Annotated in this window: 21 protein-coding genes; 13 read left to right on the forward strand and 8 right to left on the reverse strand. The window is 67.3% G+C overall.

What is annotated here, in order from left to right:
* Positions 1 to 371 (reverse strand): hypothetical protein (locus QHF84_RS39820; RefSeq protein ID WP_281318797.1); only part of this gene is annotated, 371 nt, incomplete at its 3' end.
* Between the two features lie 243 nt (positions 372 to 614).
* Here QHF84_RS39820 and QHF84_RS39825 point away from each other — a divergent pair.
* The 3 genes from QHF84_RS39825 to QHF84_RS39835 are packed head-to-tail and all read left to right on the forward strand — an operon-like array spanning position 615 to position 3690.
* On the forward strand, positions 615 to 1988 hold the full coding sequence (locus QHF84_RS39825; RefSeq protein WP_281318798.1) for a serine/threonine-protein kinase: 1374 nt from the start codon (positions 615 to 617) through the stop codon (positions 1986 to 1988).
* Positions 1972 to 3018, forward strand: a complete 1047-nt coding sequence (locus tag QHF84_RS39830; RefSeq protein ID WP_281318799.1) for a hypothetical protein — start codon at positions 1972 to 1974, stop codon at positions 3016 to 3018. Before QHF84_RS39825 ends, QHF84_RS39830 begins: the two co-directional genes overlap by 17 nt.
* Positions 3019 to 3075: 57 nt before the next feature.
* Positions 3076 to 3690, forward strand: a complete 615-nt coding sequence (locus QHF84_RS39835) for a hypothetical protein (RefSeq protein ID WP_281318800.1) — start codon at positions 3076 to 3078, stop codon at positions 3688 to 3690.
* A 3-nt stretch (positions 3691 to 3693) separates the two neighbouring features.
* Here QHF84_RS39835 and QHF84_RS39840 read toward each other — a convergent pair whose 3' ends face one another.
* The gene (locus QHF84_RS39840; RefSeq protein ID WP_348652919.1) at positions 3694 to 5322 is read right to left on the reverse strand and encodes a sigma-54-dependent Fis family transcriptional regulator; all 1629 of its coding nucleotides are present in this window, start codon (positions 5320 to 5322) and stop codon (positions 3694 to 3696) included.
* A 173-nt stretch (positions 5323 to 5495) separates the two neighbouring features.
* Here QHF84_RS39840 and QHF84_RS39845 point away from each other — a divergent pair, with 173 nt between their 5' ends.
* From QHF84_RS39845 to QHF84_RS39855, 3 genes are all read left to right on the forward strand, one after another.
* Positions 5496 to 6194 carry a pirin family protein gene (locus QHF84_RS39845; RefSeq protein ID WP_281318802.1) on the forward strand — a complete coding sequence of 233 codons (699 nt, stop codon included), beginning with the start codon at positions 5496 to 5498 and terminating at the stop codon, positions 6192 to 6194.
* 99 nt (positions 6195 to 6293) lie between these two features.
* Positions 6294 to 6884, forward strand: coding sequence for an NAD(P)H:quinone oxidoreductase (wrbA, locus tag QHF84_RS39850; RefSeq protein WP_281318803.1), 591 nt, complete (start codon positions 6294 to 6296; stop codon positions 6882 to 6884).
* Between the two features lie 223 nt (positions 6885 to 7107).
* Positions 7108 to 9156 (forward strand): hypothetical protein, encoded by a 2049-nt coding sequence (locus tag QHF84_RS39855; protein ID WP_281318804.1) that lies wholly within the window; start codon positions 7108 to 7110, stop codon positions 9154 to 9156.
* Between the two features lie 6 nt (positions 9157 to 9162).
* Here the strand turns inward: QHF84_RS39855 and QHF84_RS39860 are convergent, their stop codons facing one another.
* Positions 9163 to 10311, reverse strand: a complete 1149-nt coding sequence (locus tag QHF84_RS39860) for a cyanophycinase (RefSeq protein ID WP_281318805.1) — start codon at positions 10309 to 10311, stop codon at positions 9163 to 9165.
* Between the two features lie 134 nt (positions 10312 to 10445).
* On the opposite strand from QHF84_RS39860, the gene QHF84_RS39865 reads away from it, so the two are divergent.
* The 5 genes from QHF84_RS39865 to QHF84_RS39885 are packed head-to-tail and all read left to right on the forward strand — an operon-like array spanning position 10446 to position 15571.
* Complete coding sequence (locus QHF84_RS39865) at positions 10446 to 11510, forward strand: sulfate ABC transporter substrate-binding protein (protein ID WP_281318806.1); 1065 nt, start codon at positions 10446 to 10448, stop codon at positions 11508 to 11510.
* A 6-nt stretch (positions 11511 to 11516) separates the two neighbouring features.
* Entirely contained in the window at positions 11517 to 12341 is an 825-nt protein-coding gene (gene cysT / locus QHF84_RS39870; protein WP_348652917.1) for a sulfate ABC transporter permease subunit CysT, read from the forward strand.
* Complete coding sequence (locus QHF84_RS39875) at positions 12331 to 13446, forward strand: ABC transporter permease subunit (RefSeq protein ID WP_281318808.1); 1116 nt, start codon at positions 12331 to 12333, stop codon at positions 13444 to 13446. Before cysT ends, QHF84_RS39875 begins: the two co-directional genes overlap by 11 nt.
* Positions 13443 to 14501 carry a sulfate/molybdate ABC transporter ATP-binding protein gene (locus tag QHF84_RS39880; protein WP_281318809.1) on the forward strand — a complete coding sequence of 353 codons (1059 nt, stop codon included), beginning with the start codon at positions 13443 to 13445 and terminating at the stop codon, positions 14499 to 14501. Before QHF84_RS39875 ends, QHF84_RS39880 begins: the two co-directional genes overlap by 4 nt.
* A gap of 44 nt (positions 14502 to 14545) precedes the next feature.
* Positions 14546 to 15571: a sigma-54 dependent transcriptional regulator gene (locus tag QHF84_RS39885; protein WP_281318810.1), complete on the forward strand. Its 1026-nt coding sequence runs from the start codon at positions 14546 to 14548 to the stop codon at positions 15569 to 15571.
* 11 nt (positions 15572 to 15582) lie between these two features.
* On the opposite strand, the gene QHF84_RS39890 is transcribed toward QHF84_RS39885, so the two are convergent.
* Positions 15583 to 16788 carry a porin gene (locus tag QHF84_RS39890; RefSeq protein WP_281318811.1) on the reverse strand — a complete coding sequence of 402 codons (1206 nt, stop codon included), beginning with the start codon at positions 16786 to 16788 and terminating at the stop codon, positions 15583 to 15585.
* Between the two features lie 230 nt (positions 16789 to 17018).
* Between QHF84_RS39890 and QHF84_RS39895 the strand changes: the two genes are divergently transcribed.
* Positions 17019 to 18113, forward strand: coding sequence for an aldo/keto reductase (locus tag QHF84_RS39895; RefSeq protein WP_281318812.1), 1095 nt, complete (start codon positions 17019 to 17021; stop codon positions 18111 to 18113).
* A 24-nt stretch (positions 18114 to 18137) separates the two neighbouring features.
* On the opposite strand, the gene QHF84_RS39900 is transcribed toward QHF84_RS39895, so the two are convergent.
* From QHF84_RS39900 to QHF84_RS39910, 3 genes are all read right to left on the reverse strand, one after another.
* Positions 18138 to 20285 carry a hypothetical protein gene (locus QHF84_RS39900; RefSeq protein WP_281318813.1) on the reverse strand — a complete coding sequence of 716 codons (2148 nt, stop codon included), beginning with the start codon at positions 20283 to 20285 and terminating at the stop codon, positions 18138 to 18140.
* A 71-nt stretch (positions 20286 to 20356) separates the two neighbouring features.
* Entirely contained in the window at positions 20357 to 21511 is a 1155-nt protein-coding gene (locus tag QHF84_RS39905) for a hypothetical protein (protein WP_281318814.1), read from the reverse strand.
* 81 nt (positions 21512 to 21592) lie between these two features.
* Positions 21593 to 23551, reverse strand: a complete 1959-nt coding sequence (locus QHF84_RS39910) for a hypothetical protein (protein WP_281318815.1) — start codon at positions 23549 to 23551, stop codon at positions 21593 to 21595.
* A 326-nt stretch (positions 23552 to 23877) separates the two neighbouring features.
* Here QHF84_RS39910 and QHF84_RS39915 point away from each other — a divergent pair, with 326 nt between their 5' ends.
* On the forward strand, positions 23878 to 24744 hold the full coding sequence (locus QHF84_RS39915; protein WP_281318816.1) for a hypothetical protein: 867 nt from the start codon (positions 23878 to 23880) through the stop codon (positions 24742 to 24744).
* Between the two features lie 2 nt (positions 24745 to 24746).
* Here QHF84_RS39915 and QHF84_RS39920 read toward each other — a convergent pair whose 3' ends face one another.
* On the reverse strand, positions 24747 to 25604 hold the full coding sequence (locus QHF84_RS39920; protein ID WP_281318817.1) for an HAD family hydrolase: 858 nt from the start codon (positions 25602 to 25604) through the stop codon (positions 24747 to 24749).
* Positions 25605 to 25610 lie beyond the last annotated feature (6 nt).

A 25610-nucleotide genomic window follows, 5' to 3' on the forward strand; every position in this document is an offset into this window, starting at 1 on the left:
CCTCCAGCGCCGCCAGCGCCTCCCGCGCCGCCAGCGCCGCCCGCGCCCCCTGTGCCGCCCACGCCGCCGGCTCCGCCTCCCCCGCCGGCTCCACTTTCGCCACCGGCTCCGCCCATGCCCGCGCCGCCACCCGCGCCGCCGGTCCCCCCTGCGCCGCCCATGCCCGCGGAACCGCCGTCGCCCCCGATCCCGCCGCTGCCCGCGTCGCCGCCTCCGCCGCCGCTCCCGCTGGGCGATCCGCTCGCGCCGGCCGTGCCCGTCACGCCGACCTCTCCCCCTTCCGCGCACGAAACCGCGTGAAATGCCGCGAGGCTGAGCCAGGCGGAGGAAACCAGGAGGCCCATCGTGGTGCGATACGCTCGACTCGGCATGTCAAACCATGAAACACGGATTCGGCCCTTTGTCCACGAACCAACCGACGTCGGAAATCGGAGACACCTCCTTTTCGTCCGCCCCTTCGATCCTCCGTCGACGACGACTCCCCGTGCGTCGCAAAATGCAACGGTTCGTCCGCGGACATCCACGCGCGGGTGACGAATTTCCGACGCTTCCGTCCCGGCGCATACACGAAACGACCGTGTTTCAGCCGGACACGAGCCGTGATAGCGTCCGCGATGGGTATGATGGAGGCGCCGCTGCCCGGGACCATCTTGCTGGGCAAGTACCGCGTCGAGCAAGAGCTCGGCAGCGGCGGGATGGGTGTGGTCCTCGAAGCCACCCACCTTGCGCTCGGCCAGACCGTCGCCATCAAGCTCCTGAACCCGTCGCTCGTGCTCTCCGCGGACGTCGTGACGCGCTTCCTCCGCGAAGCGCGCATCGCCGCGACCTTGCCGTCCGAGCACATCGCGCGCGTGAGCGATGTCGGACAGACCGAGACGGGCGTGCCGTACCTCGTGATGGAGCGGCTTTACGGGCACGACCTCGAAGCCGAGCTCAGGCGCCGCGAAAAACTCCCCGTCGCCGAGGCGGTCGACCTCGCGCTCGAGGCCTGCGAGGGCATCGCGGCCGCGCACGCGCAGGGCCTCGTGCACCGGGATCTCAAGCCGGCAAACCTGTTTCTCGCCGAGCGCCCGCTCCGCCCGCGCGTGCTCAAGGTGCTCGACTTCGGCCTCTCGAAAGAAGCGCCCGGACAGAGCGCCTCGATCACCGGGACCGACGCGGTCTTCGGGACCCCGCAGTACATGTCCCCCGAGCAGATCCAGTCGACGAAGAACGTCGACGCGCGCAGCGATCAGCACGCGCTCGGGATGATTCTGTACGAGATGCTCGCGGGCGCCCCGCCCTACGAGGCCGAGAGCGTCACGCAGCTCATCGTCGTCATCGCCACGCAGCCGCCGCCGCGCGTGCGCGAAAAACGCCCCGAGGTGCCCGCGCGGCTCGAAGAGGCGATCCTGCGCGCCCTGGCGAAGCGGCCGCACGAGCGGTTCCCGGACCTCGGCGCGTTCGCCGAGGCGATCGCGCCCTTCGGCGGCCCCGAGGCGAGCGCGCGGGCCACGCGGATCGTCCACATGCTCGCGGGCCTGGCGAGCGTCGAGACCGCCGCGCCGCCGCGCCCCTCGCGCGTGCCCACGGACGATGCGGTCACGCTCCCGCGCGCACTCGCCCACACGCATGCGGGCCTCACGAGCTCCGTCGATGTCGGCAACGACGTCCGCGGCCGGAAAAAACGCGCGGCGCTGTTCGTGGCCTCCGGCCTCGTCGCCACCGCGCTCGTCGTCTCGCTCTTCGTGCTCACGCAACATGCAGCCTCGCCCGAGGCCACGACGACCCCGCCCGAGGCCACGCCCGCGGCGCGCGCGCCCGAGCCGACGACGCCGCCCGCGCCGTCGCCGGCAGCAGCCACGGCGCCGCTCGCCTCCGCGGCGTCGCCCGCGGCGACGACGAGCACGGCGAAGACCTCGAAGGCTCCGCCCGCGACGACGAAGACCTCGAAGCAAACACAAACCATCAAGCAAACCGTGGGGATTTTCGGTGGCAAGCGCAAATAGGCTCGTCCTCGTCGCCGCGTCGCTCCTCGCCCTCGTGCCCGCCGCGGCCCGCGCGGACGACGAACCCCCGCTCACGTCGCCCGCGGATCCGACCGCCGCCGCGACGCTTGCGGAAACCCTCTTCCAGGACGGCAAGCGCCTGCTCGAGCAAGGCGCGTTCGTCGAGGCTTGCACGAAGCTCGCGCAGAGCGACGCGCTCGATCCGGCCATCGGCACGCTCGGCCTGCTCGCGGCTTGCCACGAGCAGGAGGGCCGCACCGCGACCGCGTGGCGCGAGTACGGCGAGACGGCGCGGCGCGCGGAGGCCGTGAACGACGAGCGCGGCGCGTTCGCCCGGCAGCGCGCGAGCGCGCTCGAACCGGAGCTGCCGCGCTTGCTCGTTCGGCTGCCGAAGGGCGCCGAGGGGATCACCGTCTTCCGCAACGGCGTCCGTCTCTCGCCGGACGAGCTCGGGGTCGCGTTGCCCATCGATCCGGGCACGTACGAGATCGTCGCGCGCCTCTCCGGCCGGCCCGAGTTCCGGGCCACGGTGACGGCGCAGCCGCGCAAGGTCGCCGAGGTCGAGATCCCCGACGGGAACCGCCCCGCGCCCGTCGACCCTCCAAAGAAAGATCCGGCACGGCTGGATCCTGGGACCTCCAACCTTTCGACCTCCAAGGGCCTCGGTCCGCGCAAGGTGGGCGCGATCGTGGCCGGCGGGGTGGGATTCACGGGCCTCGCCGTCGCGGGTGCCTTCGCGCTCTCGGCCGGGAGCCGGAACGCCGCGTCGGTCTCGATCGAGGCGTCCTGCACGACGGCGGCCTCCTGCGAGCGCGGGCGCGAGCTCCGCGAGGACGCGCTCCGGTCGGCCACGGTAGCGAACGTCGCCTTCGGGATTGGCGCGGCGGGCGCGGTGACGGCGCTCGTGCTCGCCTTGCTCCCCGAGCGCGCCGAGGTACCCAAACCCGCGTCGCGGACGGGTTTCCACTACGAAGTGGCGCCCTGGGCCGATCACACCGGGGGCGGGGCGCTTCTCATCGGAAATTTTTGATCCGACCGCTGCGAGTCACCTTGCGGCGTGTTGCCTCCGCTCGGTAGACTACTGAACATGCGTTCCATTTTTCTCACAGCAGCGGGATTGGGTTTGCTTCTGTCCGTGACCGGCTGCGCCGACCTCCTCGGCATCGAGGCCTGGAAGGATCCGGCGAACGCGGACAGCAGCGGCAACAACGGCGCCGGGGCGAAGGAAGAGGATGACACCGGCGGGGGCGGTGAAGGCGGCGAAGGCGGCGCCGAGCCGTGTAGCAATGGCGTGCAGGACGGAGACGAGGCCGACGTCGATTGCGGCGGCGCCTCGTGCCCGGCGTGCCAGGACGGCGCCGCGTGCGGGGTCGAGTCGGATTGCGTGAGCCATTTCTGCTCGGCCCGGCAGCTCTGCGCGCCGGCGGACGGGCGCGTCACGTGCGGCGAGGAGGGCGAAGCGGGCCCGAGCTGCGGCGATTGCATCAAAAACGGCGACGAGACCGATATCGATTGCGGCGGCGACGCCTGCCATCCGTGCCGGCAAGGCAAGGCGTGCCTGCAGGACACCGATTGCCTCGGCGGCGCGTGCGTGGCGAACGTCTGCGCGCTCGGCGGGCCGGGCGTCGATTGTTACGCGAACGCCGATTGCGCGAGTGGACGATGCATCGGCGCGGAGCTCGTCGGCGGCGCTTGCCAGTGACGGCTAGCCTTCGGCGTACTCTTTCAGCTTTCGATACAGGGTCGCCACGCCGATCCCGAGCTTCGCCGCGGCCTCCTTGCGATTGCCTCCTTCGGCCGCGAGCGTCGCGAGGATGTGCTCCCGCTCGACCTCGGCGAGCGGCCGCGGCGAAAAACCTTTTCCGCTCGGGATGGCCGCCGCCGTGCCCCCGATCTCGGGCGGCAGATCGACCACTTCGATCGTCGGCCCCTCCGACAGGATCCGCGCCCGCTCCATCGCATTGACGAGCTCGCGCACGTTGCCCGGCCAGGCGTGCTCGTAAAGCGCGCGGCACGCCGCTTTGCCGATCTCCTTCGGCGCCTCCCCTTCCCGCGCCGCCGCCTCCGAGAGCTGCCGCCGCGCGATCGGCAGGATGTCGTCCGGCCTCTCCCGGAGCGGCGGGATCGCGATCTCCACGACCCGCAGCCGAAAATAGAGATCCTGCCGGAAACGCCCCTGCGCCACGGCGGCCGCGAGGTCCCGGTGCGTCGCTGCCACGATCCGCACGTCGATCGGACGCGTCCGATTCTCGCCCACCCGCCGCACCTCGCGCTCCTCGAGCACCCGCAGCAATTTCGCCTGCATGGCGAGCGGGATCTCGCCCACCTCGTCGAGGAACAACGTCCCGCCCCGCGCCGCCTCGAAGAGCCCGGCACGCTCCGTCACGGCCCCGCTGAACGCGCCTTTCGCGTGCCCGAAGAGCTCGCTCTCGAGCAGGCTCTCCGGCACCGCCGCGCAGTTGATCGCCACCATCGGCCCGCCCACCCGCGGCGACGCGTCGTGCACGAGCCGCGCGATCCGCTCCTTGCCCACCCCGCTCTCGCCGAGCAAGAGCACCGTCGCGTTCGTCCGCGCGACCCGCCGGGCCATCGCGACCACGCCCCGCATGGCCTCGCTCCGCGCCACGAGCCCCGGCACCTCGGGCTCGTCGTCGCCGGCCGCGAGCAGCCGCTCGGCGCGGAGCAGCCTCGTCTCGGCCCGCCGCAACGCTCGCTGCACGTGCCGGAGCGACGCGTCGAGGCAGTCTGTCTCGTAAAACGCGAGGTGCGGCTCGATCGCCTCGCCCCATTCCTCGCGGCTCCGCCCGATCATCCGGCAAACGGCGTCGCCTTTCCCGCGGCACGACTCCTCCAGGGCGAAGATGGGCCGACCATTGACGCGGCTCAGGTATCCGCTCGCGAATCCCGCGAGCGTCCAGCACACCGGCTCCGTCGCCTGCCCGAGGTGCAAGAGATGTTGCTCGGCCTCGTACGAGTCGTGCCATATCGCGTCGGCGAACGGCTCGGGCCCGCGGCGCCCCGCGGGCTCGACCGGTTCGAACGTCACGAGCCCCCAGAGCCGGTGCAGCCGCCCGCCCGCGATGCGCCATTCACGCTCGTCCGCCCAGGGGATCTCCTCGCGCAGCGCCTCCGCCGTCCGCCAGCCGTGGCCGTAGCCGAAGCGCGTCAGCACCGCGCGCGCCGCGTGGTAGCCGAAGCTCTCGATGAGCTGCTTGCGCAAGAGCCCGAGCGCCACGGCGTCGAAGAGGAGCACGCGCTCGCCCGCGAAGCGCATGACGCCGCCCTTCGGGCTGAACGAGAACAGATCCGAGAGCCGCAGATCGGCGGCCCGCATGCCCGTGGTTTTCATCTTGAGAGCCCCGAGTCTATCATTTTGAGAGCCACGGGGGAGCCGACCTCGCGTTTCCGGCCGAAAAAGCCTCTGCCGAGGCTTGGCCCGGGTCGTGCAACGCTCGATGGGCGAACGGACAGCGCCCCGCACGAAGCCGGGGACCGAAGGAGACCACGATGATCACGCTGCGACGCTCGGAAGACCGCGGACACGGAAACCACGGCTGGCTCGACTCGTACCACACGTTCTCGTTCGCCAACTATTACGATCCGGCCCACATGGGCTTCCGGTCGCTCCGGGTCATCAACGAGGATCGCGTCTCGCCGGCCCAGGGCTTCGGCACGCATCCGCACCGCGACATGGAGATCCTCTCGTACGTGCTCGACGGCGCGCTCGAGCACAGGGACTCGATGGGCAACGGCTCGGTCATCCGGCCGGGCGACGTGCAGCGCATGACCGCGGGCACGGGCGTCACGCACAGCGAGTTCAACGGCTCGCGCAAGGACCGCGTCCATTTCCTGCAGATCTGGATCGTGCCGGAGGCGCGCGGGATCACGCCGGGTTACGAGCAGAAGAACTTCTCGGACGCGGACAAACAGGGCCGGCTTCGCCTCATCGCCTCCCGCGACGGTCGCGACGGCAGCGTCACGATTCACCAGGACGCGAGCGTGTATGCCGCGCTCCTCTCCGACGGCGAAGAGGCGCGCCACGTGCTCGCAGACGGCAGGCACGCCTACGTGCACGTCGCGAAGGGTGAAGTGAAGCTCGGCGAAACCGTGCTCCACGCGGGCGACGGCGCGACCGTGAGCTCGGAGAAAGAGCTCGTCTTCACCGGTCACGGAAAAGGAGAGGTGCTCCTCTTCGACCTCGCGTGATACCGTACGCGCGCTTCTATGCTCGGGGGCTACGCTCGGACAAGCCGAGCTACGCCCCCGAACCCCCGACCATCCGACTGGACAGAGTAGATAGCCACCATGCCCAACGTAGCGATCATCTATTATTCGTCGACGGGGACCAACCACGCCATGGCGAATGCCGTGGGCGAGGGCGCGAGCGCGGCGGGTGCCGAGGTGCGCCTCCGCCTCGTCGCCGAGACCGCGCCGGACGCGGCCATCGACCGAAACCCCGCGTGGCGCGCGTTCGTCGACAAGACGAAGGATGAGCCCAAGGCCTCGCTCGAGGACCTCGACTGGGCCGACGCCGTCGTCATCGGCACGCCCACGCGCTTCGGCAACGTGGCGGCGCAGTTGAAGGCGTTCATCGACACGTCGGGCGGGCTCTGGTTCCAGGGCAAACTCGCGAACAAGGTGTATGCGGGCTTCACCTCGGCGCAGAACGTGAACGGCGGGCAGGAGTCGACGTTGCTCGCGCTTTACAACACGTTCTACCACTGGGGCGGCGTCATCGTGACGCCGGGCTACACCGATCCGCTCGTGTTCGCGTCCGGCGGCAACCCTTACGGCCCCTCCGTCACGGCGAACGGCGCGCCCACCGAGCACGACATCGCCCACGCGAAGTACCTCGGCAAGCGCGTCGCCGAAATGGCGAAGAAGATCCGCGCCTGACGACGCGCCGCTCCATGCTGCATCGCAGCACGCACGCTGGGCGTTGTTTTGCAGTGCGGCAATTCCTTCCCTCCCGACACTTTTCGCAGGCGCAGCATCAAACGGACCTTCCGGTTCGAACGATGCTTGAAAACCCCTCGCATCACCGATAGGCATGGACGGCCCGCACTTGCTGCGGTCGCACAACCCGGGTTCCCTGGCGGGCGCTGCCCAGGAGGTTTCCATGCTGCAATCTTCGCTTCCCCGTCGTTCCCTTGCGCTCACGGCCCTCTTCGCGGCTCTCTCCGCCATGGGCTGCGTGGTGTCGCCCGTCGACGATGTCGCGCTGGACGACGAAGAAACCGCCGACGTCTCCTCCGCGATCACGTTCATCTCCGATTACGAGGCCTATTTCGATCCCCCCGCGACCACGACGTTCTCGCAGAGCTACGGGGTCGTCGGATCCATCACGCCCCCGAGCTGGTCCTGGGGCAAGATCGAGCTCCTCCAAGGTCGGCAGAAGTTCCGCACCGAGGGCTACAACCTGCGCACGGCGAAGGGGCGGTGGCAGGACACGTTCGAGGACTCCACCTATCCGCTGCGCACCTACTTCGGCGCCTTGAACCAGCAGCTCGTCGACGGGTTCAACCTCTTTTACAAGAACACCTGCGCCGGCACCGTCGGCTCGACCTCGGCCACCGCTTGTCCGGACAAGGGGCCCACGCGCCCCGAAGCGCGCTTCGTGCTCCTGCATTACGGACCGAAAACCGCGCTCGATCAGTGTGACAAGACGAAATCCCCGGTGCTGCTCGTGCACGGCGCGATGCAAAACGCGAACGTCTGGCTCCGGCCGAGCGGCAACGACGGCACGGGCAAGCTCTACCCCGGCATGACGCAGGCGACGGGCTTCGTGCAGGCCCTCGAGGCGGAAGGGTTCTGCACATACGCCACGACGTTCGGCAACTTCCACGGCGACAACTTCAACCAGGCCATTCACATCGCGAACGCGCTCTCGCGCATCCGCTCGCTCACGGGCCAGCCGAAGGTCAACCTCGTCGCCTGGAGCAAGGGCGTCGTCGCGGCGGACCTCTACATGTCGAGCCCCGCGCTCTGGACCGACTGGGGCCCGAAGTATTTCGAGCAGCTCGCGGCGCTCCAATCGAAGGGAGTACCGAACTTCCGCAAGGACGTGCGCACCTACGTCGCGCTCTCCGGCCCGCACCTCGGCATCGACCTGAACTTCCGCCACCCGTTCAACCCGCTGCTCATCTACAGCACGGCGGAGAACGCGCCGCTCGGCCAGGGGCCCGTCACGTGGAGCTACATGTCCGCCGTGCAATGCGTGACGTGGGGCTATGCGGACTCGCCGAACGACATCTTCCCGAACCCGTATGCCTACTCGGTCTGCGAGAACCGCGGCGGCACGTGGCTCGATTACTGGCGCCGCATCTACACGTCGAACATCACGGGCCTCGACGCGACCGGCCTGCCCCTCGCGCCGAAGTCGCTGAAGACGCTGAACACCGAGCAAGGCGCCTCGGCCACGGGCTACTCGTTCGACAAGTACAACCTGGCCATGTGGGGCTCGGTCGACGACAAGGGCAAGCTCGTCTCGGCCTACCTCGGCCAGATGCAGGTCGCCTACGATCTGCGCCCGTATTACCCGCTGCCGAACCGGCAGGACGACCCGATCAGCTACGACTGGTCCACGCTCGACACGGACGAGACGAAGTGGCGCGACTGGATCGCCATCAAGACGAACTACAACCCGGCGAACGTCTTCGGCGGCGCCGGCTGGATCATGGATGACGCCGGGCACACGACCTGCCGCGCCACCGCGTACGACCCCGCGACCGCTTGCCGCGCCAAGCACCTCTATTACGACAGCCTCACGGCGGAGTCGTATTCGCTCGGCTATGCGCAGTACAAGCTGATGGACGGCATCGGCATCAAGGCCGTCATGGAGATGGGCGGCAACCTCATCGACCGGCTGAAGGCGCGCGGCCTCAGCACCAGCCTCGATTACCTCTACGTGCTGCACGGCACCTCGGGCGGCGCGAGCGGGCAGGTCTTCGAGATCGACGGCATGGCCTGCCCGACCTGTGATCCCAAGGGCGACGGCGTGCTCTTCGACGTCAGCGTCGCGGCGCGGGATCAGCTCACGCAGGGCTGGACCAGCGCGAACAAGACGGCGAAGTCGAAGCAGGAAGGCGTGCCTTACGGCCACCTCGAGGTCGGTGTCACGCCCGCCGTCTGGACGAAGATGATCAACCAGTTCAAGGCGCTGCCCTGATCCGAATCAATACGGGTTCGCCGGGCTCGTCACGCCGTTCGCGGCGCTGAGGGGCTCGGCGGGCACGCTCGTCGTGCCCGACGGAAATTCCAGCGTGTCGCCGGCCGCGAGCCGGTGGTACGACAAACCCGAATACACGAGCGGCTTTCCGGCCTCGCAGGTGGCGGGTTTCTCATTGGCCACCACGAGATACGCTTTCCCCGCCCCGATCACTTCTCCCTTGCCCGTGGCGTCGATCACGACCGCGGTCTCTTCGTCGACGCCGATTCCTTTCGCATTCGGGGCCCATCCGTCCGTGAGGATCCGCCCGAGGAAGCCGACGAGGCGGCCCATGCGATCGCGGGGGACGAAATGGGTGTCCGTGATGAATCCGGCGAGCGGCGGGAAGGCGAAAAAGTCACGCTCGATCGTCATGTAGACGTTGTAGGGATCGAGCAGGGCCTCGTCCGAGTACACGGAGCCCTCGAAGGCCGCGAAGACGAACTCGCCGAGCACCGCGCAGCCCGCGCTCGTGCCGCCGATGACACCTCCGCGCTGCCAGACCGAGGCGATCGCGGAGGCGAGGGCCGTGCCCCGCCAGAAGTTCACGTAATCGGCCTGATCTCCGCCGGCCAGGAAGACGCCTTCCGCGTGCTCGACACGCCATTTCACGTAGTCGCTGTTCGCGAGCGCCTTGCTCGTGACGAGCATCGTCTCGACCGAATCCGAGGCGGAGAGATCTTGCAGATACTCGTTGTATCCATCGGCGCCGGAGGTGCGGATCACGACGATGTCTCCGCCCGCGATGCGTGGTTTCCACCAGGTGAAGGCGGCATCCACGTCCGTCGAGCCGCCCATCAGGATGAGGCCCGGCCCCGCGGGGGTCACGTCGGCGTCCGCGTCGTTGCCCGTCACGTAATGAATGAGCTCCGCCGGCGGCTCGGGGCTCACGGAGCTGCCGCCTGCGCCACCACTGCCTCCGCTGCCGCCTGCGCCGCCACTGCCTCCGCTGCCGCCTGCGCCGCCACTGCCGCCACTGCCGCCTACGCCTCCGCTGCCGCCTGCGCCTCCGCTTCCGCCTACGCCACCGCTTCCGCCTCCGTCTCCGCCGCCGCAACCAGCGAGCACCAGGAGGACGACCAGCGAGGCGGCGAGTTTTTCGTTTCGCGTCGGCATTCCCCCCGAATACCCGGGTCACGAGCACACGTCAATCGATGGCGCCACTCACACAGTGTCCCACACCACACAATATCATCCGCCATGACGGACATCAAGCAAATTTTACTGGACACATCCGTTATAGCGGACATATGCTCGTCATCGTGGCGTACAATCCGACTGGTGGGAGGGCGGGCCGACGCGCGGCGATCACCGCCTTGATCGTGGGCGCGCTCGGGCTCTTGGCCTGCGGCAAGTCAGGATCCGGATCCGGGGGCGCGGCCAAGGAGGTCGAGCTCCTGAACGTCTCGTACGACCCGACCCGGGAGCTCTGGCGGGACTTGAACGAGAAGTTCGTCGCCGCCTACGAGAAAGAATCGGGCACGAAGGTCACCATCAAGCAATCCCACGGCGGATCCAGCACGCAGGCGCGCGCCGTCATCGACGGGCTCGAAGCGGACGTCGTCACGCTCGCCTCCTTCCTCGATACCGACGCGATCAGCAAAAAGGGTCTCCTTCAGCCGAACTGGGTCGACGCGTTCCCTTCGCGCTCCTTGCCGTACACGTCCACGGTCGTCTTCGTGGTGCGCAAGGGCAATCCGAAGGCAATCAAGGATTGGCCGGACCTCGTCAAGCCGGGCGTCGAGGTGATCACGCCGAACCCGAAAACCTCGGGCAACGGCTACCTCTCCTTCTTCAGCGCGTGGGGCTCGGTGGTCTTGCGCGGCGGCTCGCGCGACGACGCGATCAAGTACGTGACGCAACTCTACAAACAGGTCCCCGTCCTCGATTCGGGCGCGCGCGGCGCGACCACCACGTTCGTCCAGAAGAAGCTCGGCGACGTCCACCTGGCGTGGGAAAACGAAGCCCACCTCGAAGTGCGTGAAGCCAAGGGCGAGCTCGAGCTCGTGTATCCGCCCATCAGCATCCGCGCCGAGCCCCACGTGGCCATCGTCGACGGCAACGTCGACCGCAAGAACACCCGTCAGGTCGCGGAGGCCTATCTCAAATTCGCGTACACCGACGAAGGCCAGGAGATCGCCGCGAAGCATTTCTACCGGCCGACGAACGAGGCCATCCTGAAGAAACACGCCGATGTCTTCCCGGAGATCCGGCTCTTCGCCATCACCGAGATCGCCCGGGACTTCCCCGACGCGCACAAGCAGTTCATCGGCGAAGGCGGCGTCTTCGATACCATCTACAGCCCGAAGAAGTAGCCGCGGATGGCGAGCGTGAACCGCAAAGTGCTCCCGGGTTTCTCCCTGACCCTGGGGTATACGGTCTTTTACCTGGGCCTGCTCGTGCTCCTGCCGATCACGGCCGTCTTCGTCAAGGCCGGGTCGCTCTCGCTGCACGATTTCTGGGGCGCGGTATGGACCGAGCGCGCGCGCGCCGCCTATCTCCTGACCTTCGGGACCTCGTTCGTCGCCGCGCTCGTGAACGTCCTTCTCGGCGGGCTCATCGCCTGGGTGCTCACGCGTTACACGTTCCCGGGCAAACGTATCATCGACGCGCTCGTCGACCTGCCGCTGGCGCTGCCGACCGCGGTGGGTGGCCTCGTGTATGCGAGCCTGTACGTGGAAAATGGCTGGCTCGGCCGATTTCTCGTCCCCCTCGGGATCCGCGGGGCGTATACGCGGCTCGGGATCGTGCTCGTCCTGGTCTTCGTCGGATTGCCTTTCGTGGTGCGGACCGTGCAGCCCGTCCTCGCAGACATCGATCCGGAGGCCGAAGAAGCCTCGTCCTCGCTGGGGGCGACGCGCTGGCAAACGTTCGCGTTCGTGATTCTTCCGACGCTGTTTCCGGCATTGATCACGGGGTTTGCCCTGGCGTTCGCTCGCTCCATCGGCGAGTACGGCTCGGTCGTCTTCATCTCGGGGAACATGCCTTTCAAGACGGAGATTGCTCCGATCTTGATCGTCGCGCGCCTGGAGGAGTTCGCGTATGGCGAGGCGACGGCCATTGCGGTCGTGCTGCTCGTCATTTCGTTCTCGATGCTGCTCGTGATCAACTTCCTGGAGAGCTGGAGCCGGCGCCATGACCGTTGAGACGGCGGAGGTCCGAGACGCGCCGCGCGCGAAGAGCGCGGCGACGAAGATCCGGCGGGCGCAGCAGGATCCCGCGTGGCTGCGGTGGAGCCTCACCGGGCTCGCGGTCGCCGTCGTTGGGGTCCTCATCGTCCTTCCCGTGGCGAACGTATTCGCGGGGGCGCTGGCCGAGGGCGCCGCTGTTTACTGGAAAAACCTCGTCGACGATCCGGACACGCGTCACGCGATTGGCCTGACGCTCACCGTCGTCCCCATCGCGGTGACGGCGAACGTGGTCTTTGGCGTCGCGGCGGCCTGGGCGATCGCGCGATTTTCCTTCCCGGGACGCACCTTGCTGACGGCCCTGATCGACCTGCCGTTTTCGGTCTCCCCCGTCGTCGCCGGCCTGATGTTCGTATTGATCTTCGGCCTGCAAGGATATTTCGGGGCCTTCCTGCGCCGCGACGGGTATGCGATCATGCCGTACCTCGTCGCGGCCCTCCTCGTCCTCCTCCTCGCCGTCGCTTATTTCGTCTTTCGGCCGAGCCACCCGCGCGCGCGACGTGGCCTCTGGAAAACACCTCCCCTCGGCCTGGCGTTCGTTTTCGCCACGGTCTTCGTGCTCCTCGTCCTCGGGCAGCAGGCCTTCGAGGTTTGGCCTGCGAACAAAAGCCTCAAGATCATCTTCGCCACGCCGGGGCTCGTCCTGGCCACCGCATTCGTGACCTTTCCTTTCGTGGCGCGCGAGCTCATCCCCGTGATGAACGCGATCGGCGCGGACGAGGAGCTCGCGGCGCTGAGCCTCGGGGCGAATGGCTGGCAGATGTTCTGGCACGTCACGGTGCCGAACGTGAAATGGGGGCTCGTGTACGGCATCATTCTGTGCAACGCCCGCGCGATGGGCGAGTTCGGCGCGGTGTACGTGGTCTCCGGGCACATTGCCGGCGAGACGGATACCATGCCGCTCCGGATCGAAAAGCTGTTCCAGGAATACAACATGCCGGGTTCGTTCGCGGTCGCGTCCGTGCTGACGCTGCTCGCGATCTTGACGCTCGTCGTCAAGCGCAAGCTCGAAGATCGCATCCCGCAATCCGAACAGGGCCGCCGCACGGGAGCGCATCCATGAGCATCCGCATCCAGGGCGTATCCAAGAACTTCGGCAGCTTCCGGGCCCTCGACGAAGTGAGCCTCGACGTCCCGAGCGGCTCGCTCCTCGCCCTTCTCGGCCCGTCCGGCTCGGGAAAAACCACGCTTTTGCGGATCATCGCGGGACTCGAGGTCGCCGACCGCGGCACGGTCCTGCACCACGACGAGAACATCACCGACTACGAGGCCCGAGATCGAAAAGTGGGCTTCGTCTTCCAGCATTATGCCCTGTTCCGGCACATGACGATCGCCGAGAACATCGGATACGGCCTGCGCGTGCGCGGGGTGTCGAAGCAGGAGCGACAAACCCGCGTCGACGAGCTCCTCAAGTTGATTCGCCTCGAAGGCCTGGGATCACGCTATCCGGCGCAGCTCTCCGGCGGGCAAAGGCAACGCGTCGCGCTCGCCCGCGCGCTCGCGGCGCGGCCGAACGTCCTTTTGCTCGACGAGCCGTTCGGCGCGCTCGACGCGAAGGTGCGAACGGAGCTCCGGCAATGGCTGCGCAAGCTCCACGAGGAGATCCAGGTCACGAGCGTCTTCGTCACGCACGACCAGGAAGAGGCCTTCGAGGTCGCCGATCACGTGGTGATCATGAACGAAGGCCGCATCGAGCAGGTCGGCACGCCGGCCGAGGTGTTCGAGCGCCCCGCGAATGCGTTCGTCATGGACTTCCTCGGCAACGTCAATGTGTTCCACGGACGCGTCGAGCGCGGCCGCGCCGTCGTCTCGGGCCTCTCGGTGGCTTACCCCGATTATCAACACCCCGAGGGGCGCGACGCCGCCGTGTACGTGCGGCCGCACGAGCTCGAAGTCGAGCCGACTCCCACGGAGGCAGGCAGCCTCGCGGCGAAGGTCCTGCACGTGAATCCGACGGGATCGCGGACCAAGGTGGAGCTCCGCGCGCTCGACTCGAATCAATTGATCAACGTCGAGCTCACGCCCGAGCGTTTCGCCGAGCTCGGTCTGAAATCGGGCGACATCGTCCACGTCTCCCCGCGCAGGGTGCGCGTCTTCGTGCCCGATTACGAGATCTGAACTTCCCGCGTTTTTCCGAGCCGACATCCGAGGAAACCATGGACATGAGCGAGTTCGTGATCGGAGAATCCGCCGGGCTCAAACCGGTGATGGATCGCGTCCTTCAGGTGGCGCCCACGGACGCGCCGGTGCTCGTGCTGGGCGAGACCGGCTCCGGGAAAGAGGTCATCGCGCGGGCCATCCACGCGCGCTCGCGGCGCGCGCATGGGCCCGTGGTGCGCGTCAATTGCGGCGCCATTCCCTCCGAGCTCATCGACTCGGAGCTCTTCGGCCACGAGCGCGGGGCGTTCACCGGCGCGGTGGGCACACGCAAAGGCTGGTTCGAGCGCGCGGACGGCGGCACGCTTTTTCTGGACGAGGTCGGCGAGCTGCCGCGCGCGGCGCAGGTGCGCCTCCTGCGCGTGCTGCAGGAGAGCACGATCGAGCGGGTCGGCGGCCACGAGACAATCGATGTGGACGTGCGGATCGTCGCGGCCACGCATCGGCACCTCGAAAGCATGGTGGCCGAAGGGACGTTCCGGGAGGATCTCTGGTATCGCCTGAGCGTCTTCCCCATTCGATTGCCCGCGCTGCGCGATCGCATGGAAGACCTCCCGGCGCTCGCGGCGCATTTCGCCGATCGCGCGGGCAAACGCCTCGGCGGACCCGGGCTCACGCCGACACCGGCGGACATCGAGCTTCTCCGTCGATACACGTGGCCAGGCAACGTGCGCGAGCTCGCGGCCGTGATCGAGCGCGGGGCGATCCTCGGCAATGGCAAGCGCCTCGAAGTCGCGGCCGCGCTCGGGGGCCCGACCGTGAAACCGCCCTCGCGCCCGCCCGCCGCGGATACGCCGCCTCCCTCGACGCCCGTTCGCGACGCCGATGAAATCGTCACCCTCGACGAGGCGACGGCCGCGCACATTCGCCGTGCCCTCGCCGCGCGCGGCGGCCGCATCGAAGGACCGTTCGGCGCGGCGCGCCTGCTCGGCATCAACCCGCACACGCTGCGCGCGCGCATGCGCAAGCTCGGCATCGAGTGGTCGCGTTTCCGCGAGCCTACGTCCGGACAAACCTCGATGCAGCGCTAGGAGCCGCATCCTCAGAACGTCGCGTCGAGCTGGAGGTGGGCCACGTGGTTCGCCTTCTCGAAGTCGAAATCGTGCGGCATCCGGGCGATCCAGTCGGCTTGCAGCTTCATCTTGTGTTTGTTGAAGTAATAGTTGAGCCCGACGCCGATCTCCTGCCCGCGGCTCTCCACCTCGGAGACGAGCTTCGGATCCGTCCCTCCGAACGCGTACAATCTCGAGAACCTCGCCACGACCTCGATCGGCGGATCGAACACGTACGAGGCCTGAAACACCGTGCCCTGGCCCGAGCGCGTGTACTCGGTGCGCGGGTTGCCGTCCTCGTCCGTGGATTCGATCCGATCGACGTCCGCTCGTTTCCACAGATACTCGCCCTGCAGCGCGAATCCGCGCCACTTGAACACGAGATCGGCGGCGGCGTGAAGGTAATCCGTCGTGCCTCCGAGAAACGTCGCGCCCGTCGTGCTGCGCAATCGGTTCGTGTTGAAGTTCGCCGCGAACGCGCCGCCGAACGCCAGGCCCGGCTTCTTTCTCCGGTCGAGATCCCCCTCGGAGTCATCGTCGATCTTGCCGAGCGGACGAAGCTCGAGCCTTCCCACGAGCAGCGCGCCGGGTTCCCTCGACGTGGTGAGGTTCGTCCCGCCTCCACCGAACGCGCTGAGACGCCACGCGACGGGGGATTCTTTTCCGAGGAAATTCTCCGAATAAAACGTGATGCCCGCATCGCGATCGAGCGTCAGCTCGCCGACGGGCACCGGCCTGTCGGCCATCTGCAGCGCGAACTCGCGCACCGTGCGCAGGCGATCGAACGGAACGAAGAACTGCCCAGCTCGGATGTTGAAATCGCGGTGGATCTTCCAGTCGATGTAGGCGTCGAAGATCGGCGACGTGGCGCCGTCACGGAAATCGCGGCCCGCAATGGCGAGCTGGATCATGTACGTCAGCTCCGGCCGATACACGTGGCCGGAGAACCAGAGGCGAGCCGTCCCGATGTTGACGATCTGCTGGAAATCCCGCTCGCCCTGATCATCCCGAGGAGGCACGTTGATCTGGTAGCGGAGCTGGATCCGGCTCCGGGCATTGAACGAAAACACGTCGCCGACCTTCACCGTCACCCCATTGCCGGGGGAACCGGTGATCTCCACCGGAGGTTTCGGCTCCGCCGCGGCGGCGCTCCCGGACCCGAGCGCGGCTCCCAGGGCGAAAGCGCAATACGACACCAGGCGTCTTCTCGGGGACGACATGCAAAACCCCCGAGCATCCCGCGTGCCAGTGGAGACGTGTCGGTTTCCGACGACGGATCATCCGCTGAAGCGGACGAGCCTCCAGAGAACCCGTGACCGCTCACGGCTGCCCGTGAAATATGCTGGGCAGGGGCGCGACCCCGCGCGCGGCTTGACGGGCGGCCACGAAAGCGAGAGCGTGCGGGCACACGAAAGGATCCGACTGCATGACGTCCACGATCAAGAGCCTCGCCGATTACTCGCTCCTCGGCCGGAGCGGGCTGCGAGTTTCGCCGTTCTGCCTCGGCACCATGACCTTCGGCAACCAGTGGGGCTGGGGCGCCGATCACGAGACCTCTCACGCCGTCTTCCGCCGCTACCTCGAAGCCGGCGGCAATTTCATCGACACGGCCGATCTCTACACGAACGGCCACAGCGAAGAGCTGCTCGGGCAGTTCATGAAGGAGGCGGGCAACCGTGATCGCCTCGTCGTCGCGACGAAGTTCACCTTCAACGCCTTCCCCGGCGATCCGAACGCGGGCGGCAATGGCCGCAAGAACATCCTGCGCGCGCTCGAAGGCTCGCTCCGCCGCCTGCAGACGGATTACATCGATCTCTACTGGCTCCACGCCTGGGACACGATGACGCCGATCGAAGAGGTCCTCCGCACCTTCGACGCGCTCGTGCGCTCGGGCAAGGTTCGGTACATCGGCCTCTCGGACACGCCCGCGTGGTACGCGGCGCGGATGCAGACGATCGCCGAGCTGCGCGGCTTCGAGCAGCTCGCGGCGCTGCAGCTCGAATACTCGCTCATCGAACGAAACATCGAGCGCGAGCACATCCCCGTGGCGCTCGAGCTCGGCATGGGCGTCTGTCCGTGGAGCCCGCTGTCGAGCGGCATGCTCACGGGCAAGTACAAGCGAAACGATGGCGGCGGCGCCGAGGGCGAGGGCCGGCTCGCGACCGTGAAGAACAGCTCGAACCCGCTGTTTCAACGTTTCACGGAGCGAAACTTCCGTATCGTCGACGTGCTCCTCTCGGTCGCGGACGAGCTCGGCAAGAGCCCCGCGCAGGTCGCGCTGAACTGGGTGACGAAGCGGCCGGGCGTGACGTCGACGATCCTCGGCGCGACGAAGGTGACGCAGCTCGAAGACAACCTTTCGGCGCTCGAATTCGAGATCCCGACGGAGCTCCGGAACAGGCTCGAAGAGGTGAGCCGCCCGGAGCTCGTGTTCCCTTATCTGTTCTTCCAGCCCGGCATGCAGATGGGTTTGTCGGGCGGCGTCCCTGTGCACCGGGAGCCGCGCTGGTTCCGGGGCTGATCTAGAGGGGCAGGTGCGCGGGCCTCACTTCGGCGTGGGGCTCGCGCACCGATTGTTGATGCACAAAGATCCGGGCGCGCAGCAGTTGCCCGCGGTCTCGCAGGTCTCGCCCTCCTGCGCGCATTCGTTCGCGGGCGGCGGCACGCAGACGAGCTCCTTCGTGCCGTCGCCGTCGACGTCGGCCGGGCGGCAGACGTTGCCGTTGCAGCACGAGGCGGCGGACTCGCAGGGCTGGTTGAGGTCCTTGCAGGGTTCGAGCGCGGCGAACGCGCGCATGTTGCCCGCTTCGAGCTCCTGGCCGGGCAAGTAGAACGCGGGATGGCTCGGATCGGGTTTGCCCTGGTAATCGATGTCGATCGCAGCGACCCAGAGCTTCTTGCGCGGGCTCGGCGTCTCGGCGCCGTTCACGAACTTGCCCCACTTGTTTTCGCCGTCCGGCACCGTGCCGCCTGGGCCGATCGTGTTGCCATAGACGCGGCGGCTCGTGAAGAAGACCCAGTAATACCCGCCGACAGGGACGGGCAGGATCGTCGGCTCGTAGTTCAGGCGCGCCTCCTCGGCGTCGCCGAACGGCAGATAGAGCTGCCCATTTTCGTCGTAGCCATTCAGCGCGGCGAGCTTGTTCACCGCCTTCGTCGCCGTCTCGACCAGGAAGACCTCGCCATACGAAGGCGTGGCGCCATACCCCGCGGTGTCGAAGCGATCCCCCGCGTGGTAAAGCACCGCAGCGCCGTCGGGCGTGAAGCTCGGCCAGCCGACGATGCCCGAGGGCACCGTGAGCAGCTCGTTGATGGCCGAGAACGAGGGCGGCGATTGCGAAAGATCGACGTCCATCATGGCCAGGGTTCGTCCCGGCGTGGCGTCGTACCAGGAGAACGCGACGTGCTTGCCGTCGGGGGAGAACGTCGGCGTGAGCGCGTATTTGACGGCGCTCGTGAAGGAGGAGGCCCCCACGTCGGCGCCCGTCTTCGTGTCGAGCAGCCGCGAGGGGTAATCCCCGGCCAAACCACGGACCGGCGAGCCGCCCGCCGGAATGCCGTTCGTGATCATGTACGTGCCGTCGGGCGTGAGGCCGCCGAACGAGAACTTGCGGCCGTCGTTATCGAGGTAGCGCTGCGAGGCCGTGCCGTCCTGCGTGAGGTCGTACGTCGCGCTGTCGAGCGGATTGTCGACGGTCCAGTTGACGCCCGCCGCGAGCACGTTCCCGTTCGCGCTGACGGAGTGGCAGACATTGCATCCGCCGAGGAGGACCTCCGCATTCGAGCCCGGCTTGATGCGCATGACCGCACCGCCGTTCGCGAGCTTCGAAACGTAGGTATTGTAATAGACGATGCCGCTCAGGCTGCCCTGCGCGATCCGCCACGATTGCGTGACGGGCCCCGTCGCGACACCACCGGCGAGCTTCGTGGCCGTGACGGAGACCATGTCACCCGGGCCGGCGCTCTGCGTGACGCCCTTCCACACGGCCTGGGGCAGGTCCACCCGCGCGGGGGCCGACGCGCCGAAGTAGCCCTTGTATTCAAAATCCCCCACGTTGATCTTCACGAGCACGGCGTCCGCATTGCCGGCGAGCTGGAGCGTGGGGGCCGAAAGGCCGCGGGGAAAGACGGTCTTGTCGTATGGGTAAAGCCACCGGAAGCCCGGATCGGCATTGCCGCCGGTGTCGAGCTTCGTCTGATCGTCCGGCGAGAGATTGCCGGCATTGTCGGCAATCTTCACGCGCACCGTGATGGTCGTACTCGCCTCGAGCTGCCCGCTCTTCGCGGTGACCTTGGCCTTGCCCGCCACGAAGCCGCCGGAAGCGAAAACCCCATCGGCGCCAATGGTTCCCACAGTGACGTCGTCGAGGAACCAATCGACGGCGCCGGGATTCGAGCCGTCGGTGAGCTTCGCGTTGAAGGGGAGCGAGCCGGGGACGCCGGTCACGTCGAGGATCGGGTCCTGGGGCTCGATGACGAGCGATTGTTCTCCGCCGTCGAAATTGATGAAACCGCCGTCGCCGCCCGAGCCACCCGAGCCGCCGCCCCCGGACGACGAACCGGCGTCCGGGCCCGAAGCACCGCTGCCCGCCGCGCCGCCGCTCGTATCGCCGCCGCCGCTGCAAGCGGCGATCGCGCCCGCGGACGAGACGGCCGCCGCGAGAAAAAGAAACCAGAGCCTGTCACGCGTCATGAAGGAACCTCCGAAGCAATCTGGCATGACGATGGTACCAGATGTCCGGGACGATTCCGATTGGGAGGGTGCTAGAAAAAACCGAAGGTAAGGCCGCCTTGCGCGGCGAAGCCCACCGAATCGAGGACACGCACGTAGACGGGCCCGGCGTTGGCGAAGATGCCCATACGCCCGCCGCTCCGGGCCCAGCCGAAGCGCGTGACCTCGCCCAGCGCAACCTGAAGCTCGGCGCCGACGCGGCCCCCGTGCCCCGCGTTCAGGCCGACAATCCCCGCGATGGGATACCACCCGTACCCGGCAAACGGTACGATCGCGAGCGCCTTCGTCGGATCGAAGCGATAACGCACCTCCCCGCCGATCGAGCCCGCCCCGATCATGGCGCTGAGGCCAAAGGAGAATCGACCGAACTGGGGCCCCGTGAAAATCTCGAACCCGCCGAGGCCCGCGGCGACGGGCTCCCGATGAATGACGCCGCCGCCGATACGAGCGACGAAGACCCAGGTGGAATCGGCCGGAGGGCCATACCCGAGATGCGGCTTGCCCGGATTCACGAGGGGCAAAGGCTCGATCGCGTCGGCGGGGGCATGGACGGCGGGATGGAGGCGGAGGACGTACGGGGCGCCGGATTCGATCGGCGCGCGCGGGAGCGTGAGGCGATAGGTGCCGCCTTCGCCGGGATCGAGGTCCTTCTCGCCCTTCTGGACGGCGGCGTCCACGATCGCATAAATAGCCAATGGGAAGAGCACGACGGCCGCCGCGGCGAGGCCGACCGTGGCGCCGACGGCCCCGCCGGCGACGCTGCCCGAGCCGCCCGGACCGCCCGGACTCCCGGCGCCGCCGACGGCGCTCCCGGCCTTGGCGCCGGCAACCACCACGTCGCCGACCGGGTCTCCGGAGACGATGCTCTCCGGGTCGGGGCGCTTCAGGGGCGCTTTGCCGTCGGTTCCGAGCAAGGCGACCTCGATGCGCTCGGGCTCGATGTGGATCGGCGTTTTCCCCTCGTTGACGACGTGCACGTCGACCCGCATGTTCGCGCTGGTTTGCCAGTACCCGACATGGATACGCTCGATACGGGCCGAGATGCCGGCGCCACGCGTGGAGAGGCCGGCGTTCGGGCGTGGTTCGAGGGCGCGATAGCCGACGCGATCGCAGGCGGCGGTGGAGAGGAGGAGGGCGAGAAGAAGAAGCGCGGTGCGGGGGCGGGGGGCGCGGCGATCCTCGGGCACACGCCAGGCTAGCACACTCTTGTGACGACCGGAGCCTGGACAGTCACGCGCGCGCGTCGGACGCCACTCGGGAACGAACCTTCAGGAGGTCGGCATCCTTTCCAGAAAAACGACGCCGTTGCCCCTCGATAAAAAGACATCCCCAGCGCCGGTCCCGCTCCAATCGCTGTACGCCATTTGCACCTCGACATTCGGGCCTTCCACGTTGACGTTCGGCACCTGGTGCACGATCGGGCTCGATGAGAAGGGCTCTTCGATCACGCGGAGCACCCGCGTGACGCGGCTGTATGCGTAGATGTTCCCCTTGTGAACGCTCAAGATCGTCGTGCTGTCGCCCGTAGGCTCCTCGAAATCGAGGGTCTTCACGTCCGAACGCTCGCCCATCGAGACCTCTTCGGTGTCGGGCTCGCCTCGCAGGGAGTCGAGATCGATCGTGAAGAGCCGGATGACTCCCTCCTCGTCTCGATAAGCAAAACGACCCAGCGCGGCGTCGACGATCACCACCGATCGATGCGCCAACCCGAATCGTCCCGGCTTGGCAGGATAGGTGCCATCTTGCCGTGGACAATAAACATAAAGCTCCTGGTCATCGTAGCTCAAGGTCACCAGGCCGTCTCGGAAATCGAAGCCATGAGGCCGCCTGCGAAGAGGCGTCTGGACCGTCTGCGCGGAGCCCGCCACGAGCCCCTTCGCCGGCCCTTCGGCGCCGCCGCCCGTGGTCACGTAGACGAAATCGTTGACGATCGTGAAGTCGTTGATGTTCTTCGCGGCGAACGCGGACGCAAAGCTTGTATCTCTGGTTTCATGGTCGAGGTCCAGGGCATGGATGACGCTCCCCTGCGGATTCCTGTCGAGGATGAACACCCGCCTCGCGCACACGACCATACGGACCTGTCCGCGGCGCGGGTCATGGATCTTGATGGTGCTCTTCGGATCGTCGAAACTGCCGAACACTGTTCGCACGGTCTTTCCACTAAAATCGATCTCGCGCAGCACCGCTTCGTAGACATCGGAATCCGTCGTTTTTCGCGCGTCGAGGACATACGCCACGAGCGCCTCGTGGCTGGCTGCGATGGCCACCGGCCCGACGAACCGGCTGCTCGACAAAGGTCCATCGACCAGACCGAATTCACCGACGCTCCCCGCGAGCACCGACAGCTCGGTCATCGTCGCCTTTCGTATCACGCCCTCCTCGGGGCTCGCGACGAGGAACGGTTGTTCTCCTCGAAACCCGTCGAGGGAGGAAAACTTCGAAATGCCGCCGACCCCCGGGAGCGTGTAGGTCTTCGTCTTCACGGGCGACATGGTCGTGCTCGGATCGATATCCGTGTACAGCGCGATCGTCGAAGTGCCCACCGCGGCGAAGGTGGTGCCATAGTACGTGTCGACCATGCGCAGCGGCTCCGGCACCCATTTGAGCGCGAACTTCTTGGAGGGCATCACGCGGCCATCCCGCTGCACGACGCCGGAGCGAACCACGAGGGTGCTGCCCTCGGCCCTCGCCCCGAGGACGGAGGCCGGCGTCGGTGTCATGCTCGTCGTCAGGAAATCACCCAGCGAGGTACCATCCGTCGTCATCGGCGCGGGGCGCGACGGGATGTCGTGATACCCTGCGGCATCACGCGTGTGCATCTTGAACGCCACGTTCTCCTCGGGGTCCATCTGGACGATACAATGACGACGCTCGTCCGAGGCTTGCCAATCGATCACGCGCGGGGAGACCCCATAAATCGTGGTCCCGACGACGCGACGCTTTTTCTTGTTGTCGAGCGCCAGGGCATGCACGAAGAGCTTCGCGCCTGCGTTACCCGAGTTGATCCACAAAGCAGGAATACGAGCGTCTTGATTGGACGATAACTCGACGAGGTAGGCCTTTTCCCAAAGAACGGTGGACAGCGGCGGGTTCCCGACGGTGTAGGACCATACAGTATCACGGGCCGTATTCGTGAAGAGAATCTCCCTCCGATCGTGGACCGGCGCAAACCGCCACATGGCCATGCCGGGCAGGATCCAGGTGGGCGTCTTGAAAGGGCTTTTCATTGGTAAATGCGTCCTCGTGCAGCACGTGCGTGCTGTAACATCCTTCCCGAGACCAGCCTACCACGCCCCCCACCCCATCCACGCCCGTCAATCGCAGCCATGCCCCCGGCCGCGCAAACATCCTGACCCCTGCGCATGCAACGGCGCTCTCGACCGCGATCCCGTCCCCCACCACCGCAAACGCGTCGATCACCACCGCAAACACGTCGACCACCACCGCGAACGCGTCCCCGGTCATCGACACTACACCCACACCTCCCACCCCAGCTCCTTCCTCGCGACTTTTCCCCTTCTCACCGTGCTCGCTGGCGGATACCGTGGCAAGCATGACTACATCTACCCCCACCTACACCTGGCCTGCTGTCCTTGCGATGGTGCCCGCGCCTACCCAGGAAGAAGCAGAGCGTTATGCCGTCGAGATTCCGAATGCCGATCTGATGGAGCGAGGCTCGCAAATCCGCAGCGAAAAGATCCTCACCGACCTCGTGCGCTTCGGCGGCATCCTCGGCGAGTTCTGGCCCAAGGCCTCCACCGCGCAGAAGCGCCATCTCCTCGGGCTCTCCGAGCCGCTCCTCAAGGTCTTCGTCCATTCCGGAAAAAAACTCGCAGACATGGTGGCCCAATTCGACGCCAACGCCGACGATCGCGAGGCCAGCCGCGCCGCCGCCATCGCCGTCGCCGACCAGGCCTACAAGGAGGGAATGGACGAGCGCGAGCGCCTCGTCACCGCACTCGAAGGCGTGGCCCACCTCGAACCGGGCCTCGAAGAGCGCATCACGAAAGCAACCGGCCGCGTCACCGATTTCAACTCGCTCGCCCAATCCCTCACAGCACTCGCGAAGGTCGCGAAAGACATCCGCCAGAACCCCCTGTCGAAGGCGGCGAAGCAGCTCGAGGACGGCGGGCTCGACGCCACGCAAATCATCGCATTCGAGGAGGCCTCCGCGAAGGTGAAATCCACCGGCGCGCTCGCCTCCGGCGCACGAACCAAGGGCCTCGTGACGCAAGCCGATCTCGACCTGCAAGACGGCATCTGTCTCTCGCTGATGGAGCGCGTGATGAAGGTCGTCAACCGCGCCCATGAGCGCGATCCATCAATCCCGAAGCTCACGCCCATCGCGACGCGGCGGATGTTTCCGAGCCGCAAGCGCGAGGTCGACGCGCTCCCGCCGGACGGAAGCGCCGGCGGCTGAAGTCAACCAGCGAGCCCAGCCCGCGCGAGAATCTGCCCGAGATCGTCGCCGTGGCTCGCACGCGCGCCGAGCGATTCGAGCAGCGCGACCTCGTGCGCCGCGGGTGCGCGTGGGCCCGTGACCATGTGCACCTGCATCCCGAGCGCGATCGGAAGCGCGAGGTCGAGCTCGTAGATGTCCCCGCAGACGAGCACCTCCTCGGGCGCGACGCCCGTCTTTTGCAGGATGTGCGCGAGCCTCTCCCAGTAACGGCCGCGCCGCGGATACACCGAGCGTTCCAGGCCCGGCAGGCGGATCTCCGCGGGTACGCGGGAGAAACGCGCGTCCTCGGTCTCGGGCTCGGCCACCACGTACTTGCGCGCGTCGCCGTGCACCTCGATCCGCGAGAGCCCCTCGGGCCCCAGCGTCCGGAGCTTCTTCAGCGCCGCGTCCGTGCGCGCATTCGTCACGACGAACGTCGGGAGCCCCGACGCCGCGAGCGCTTCCAGGACCTCCTTCGCGCGCGGCCGGAACGCGGTCAGCGTGTGCTCGTAGGCGAGGTGATAAAGCGCCTGCAACACGGCCGTGCGGGTCGCTTCCCCGCGCAGGACGCCGTGCTTCTCGAAGAGGAGCTGCGCGATGCTGGTCGAGCGGATGTACGGATCGGCGCCGGCGGGCGCGACGATACGCCCGTCGTGGAGCCAGCCGTAACGACCGGGATTTCGTGCGATCTCGGCGGCGCGCTCTTCCCAGAGGGCGACCTCTTGCCGGCCGAGCAGATCGAAGACGGCTTCGCGGAACGTCTCCGCGAACGGGGCGGCTTCACGCTCGACGTCGGTGAACGTGCCGTCGAAATCGAGGACGATGCATTTCGTTGCCACGACGAA

This window comes from Polyangium sp. y55x31 (assembly GCF_029946505.1).
Lineage (GTDB): Bacteria > Myxococcota_A > Polyangia > Polyangiales > Polyangiaceae > Polyangium.

What these genes read in the sequence shown, in the direction of transcription:
- QHF84_RS39825 (WP_281318798.1), top strand. Translation starts at nt 615, where the DNA reads ATGGGTATGATGGAGGCGCCGCTGCCCGGGACCATCTTGCTGGGCAAG.
- QHF84_RS39835 (WP_281318800.1), top strand. Translation starts at nt 3,076, where the DNA reads ATGCGTTCCATTTTTCTCACAGCAGCGGGATTGGGTTTGCTTCTGTCC.
- QHF84_RS39840 (WP_348652919.1), bottom strand. Translation starts at nt 5,322, where the DNA reads ATGCGGGCCGCCGATCTGCGGCTCTCGGATCTGTTCTCGTTCAGCCCG.
- QHF84_RS39845 (WP_281318802.1), top strand. Translation starts at nt 5,496, where the DNA reads ATGATCACGCTGCGACGCTCGGAAGACCGCGGACACGGAAACCACGGC.
- wrbA (WP_281318803.1), top strand. Translation starts at nt 6,294, where the DNA reads ATGCCCAACGTAGCGATCATCTATTATTCGTCGACGGGGACCAACCAC.
- QHF84_RS39855 (WP_281318804.1), top strand. Translation starts at nt 7,108, where the DNA reads ATGCTGCAATCTTCGCTTCCCCGTCGTTCCCTTGCGCTCACGGCCCTC.
- QHF84_RS39860 (WP_281318805.1), bottom strand. Translation starts at nt 10,311, where the DNA reads ATGCCGACGCGAAACGAAAAACTCGCCGCCTCGCTGGTCGTCCTCCTG.
- QHF84_RS39865 (WP_281318806.1), top strand. Translation starts at nt 10,446, where the DNA reads ATGCTCGTCATCGTGGCGTACAATCCGACTGGTGGGAGGGCGGGCCGA.
- cysT (WP_348652917.1), top strand. Translation starts at nt 11,517, where the DNA reads ATGGCGAGCGTGAACCGCAAAGTGCTCCCGGGTTTCTCCCTGACCCTG.
- QHF84_RS39875 (WP_281318808.1), top strand. Translation starts at nt 12,331, where the DNA reads ATGACCGTTGAGACGGCGGAGGTCCGAGACGCGCCGCGCGCGAAGAGC.
- QHF84_RS39880 (WP_281318809.1), top strand. Translation starts at nt 13,443, where the DNA reads ATGAGCATCCGCATCCAGGGCGTATCCAAGAACTTCGGCAGCTTCCGG.
- QHF84_RS39885 (WP_281318810.1), top strand. Translation starts at nt 14,546, where the DNA reads ATGAGCGAGTTCGTGATCGGAGAATCCGCCGGGCTCAAACCGGTGATG.
- QHF84_RS39895 (WP_281318812.1), top strand. Translation starts at nt 17,019, where the DNA reads ATGACGTCCACGATCAAGAGCCTCGCCGATTACTCGCTCCTCGGCCGG.
- QHF84_RS39900 (WP_281318813.1), bottom strand. Translation starts at nt 20,285, where the DNA reads ATGACGCGTGACAGGCTCTGGTTTCTTTTTCTCGCGGCGGCCGTCTCG.
- QHF84_RS39910 (WP_281318815.1), bottom strand. Translation starts at nt 23,551, where the DNA reads ATGAAAAGCCCTTTCAAGACGCCCACCTGGATCCTGCCCGGCATGGCC.
- QHF84_RS39915 (WP_281318816.1), top strand. Translation starts at nt 23,878, where the DNA reads ATGACTACATCTACCCCCACCTACACCTGGCCTGCTGTCCTTGCGATG.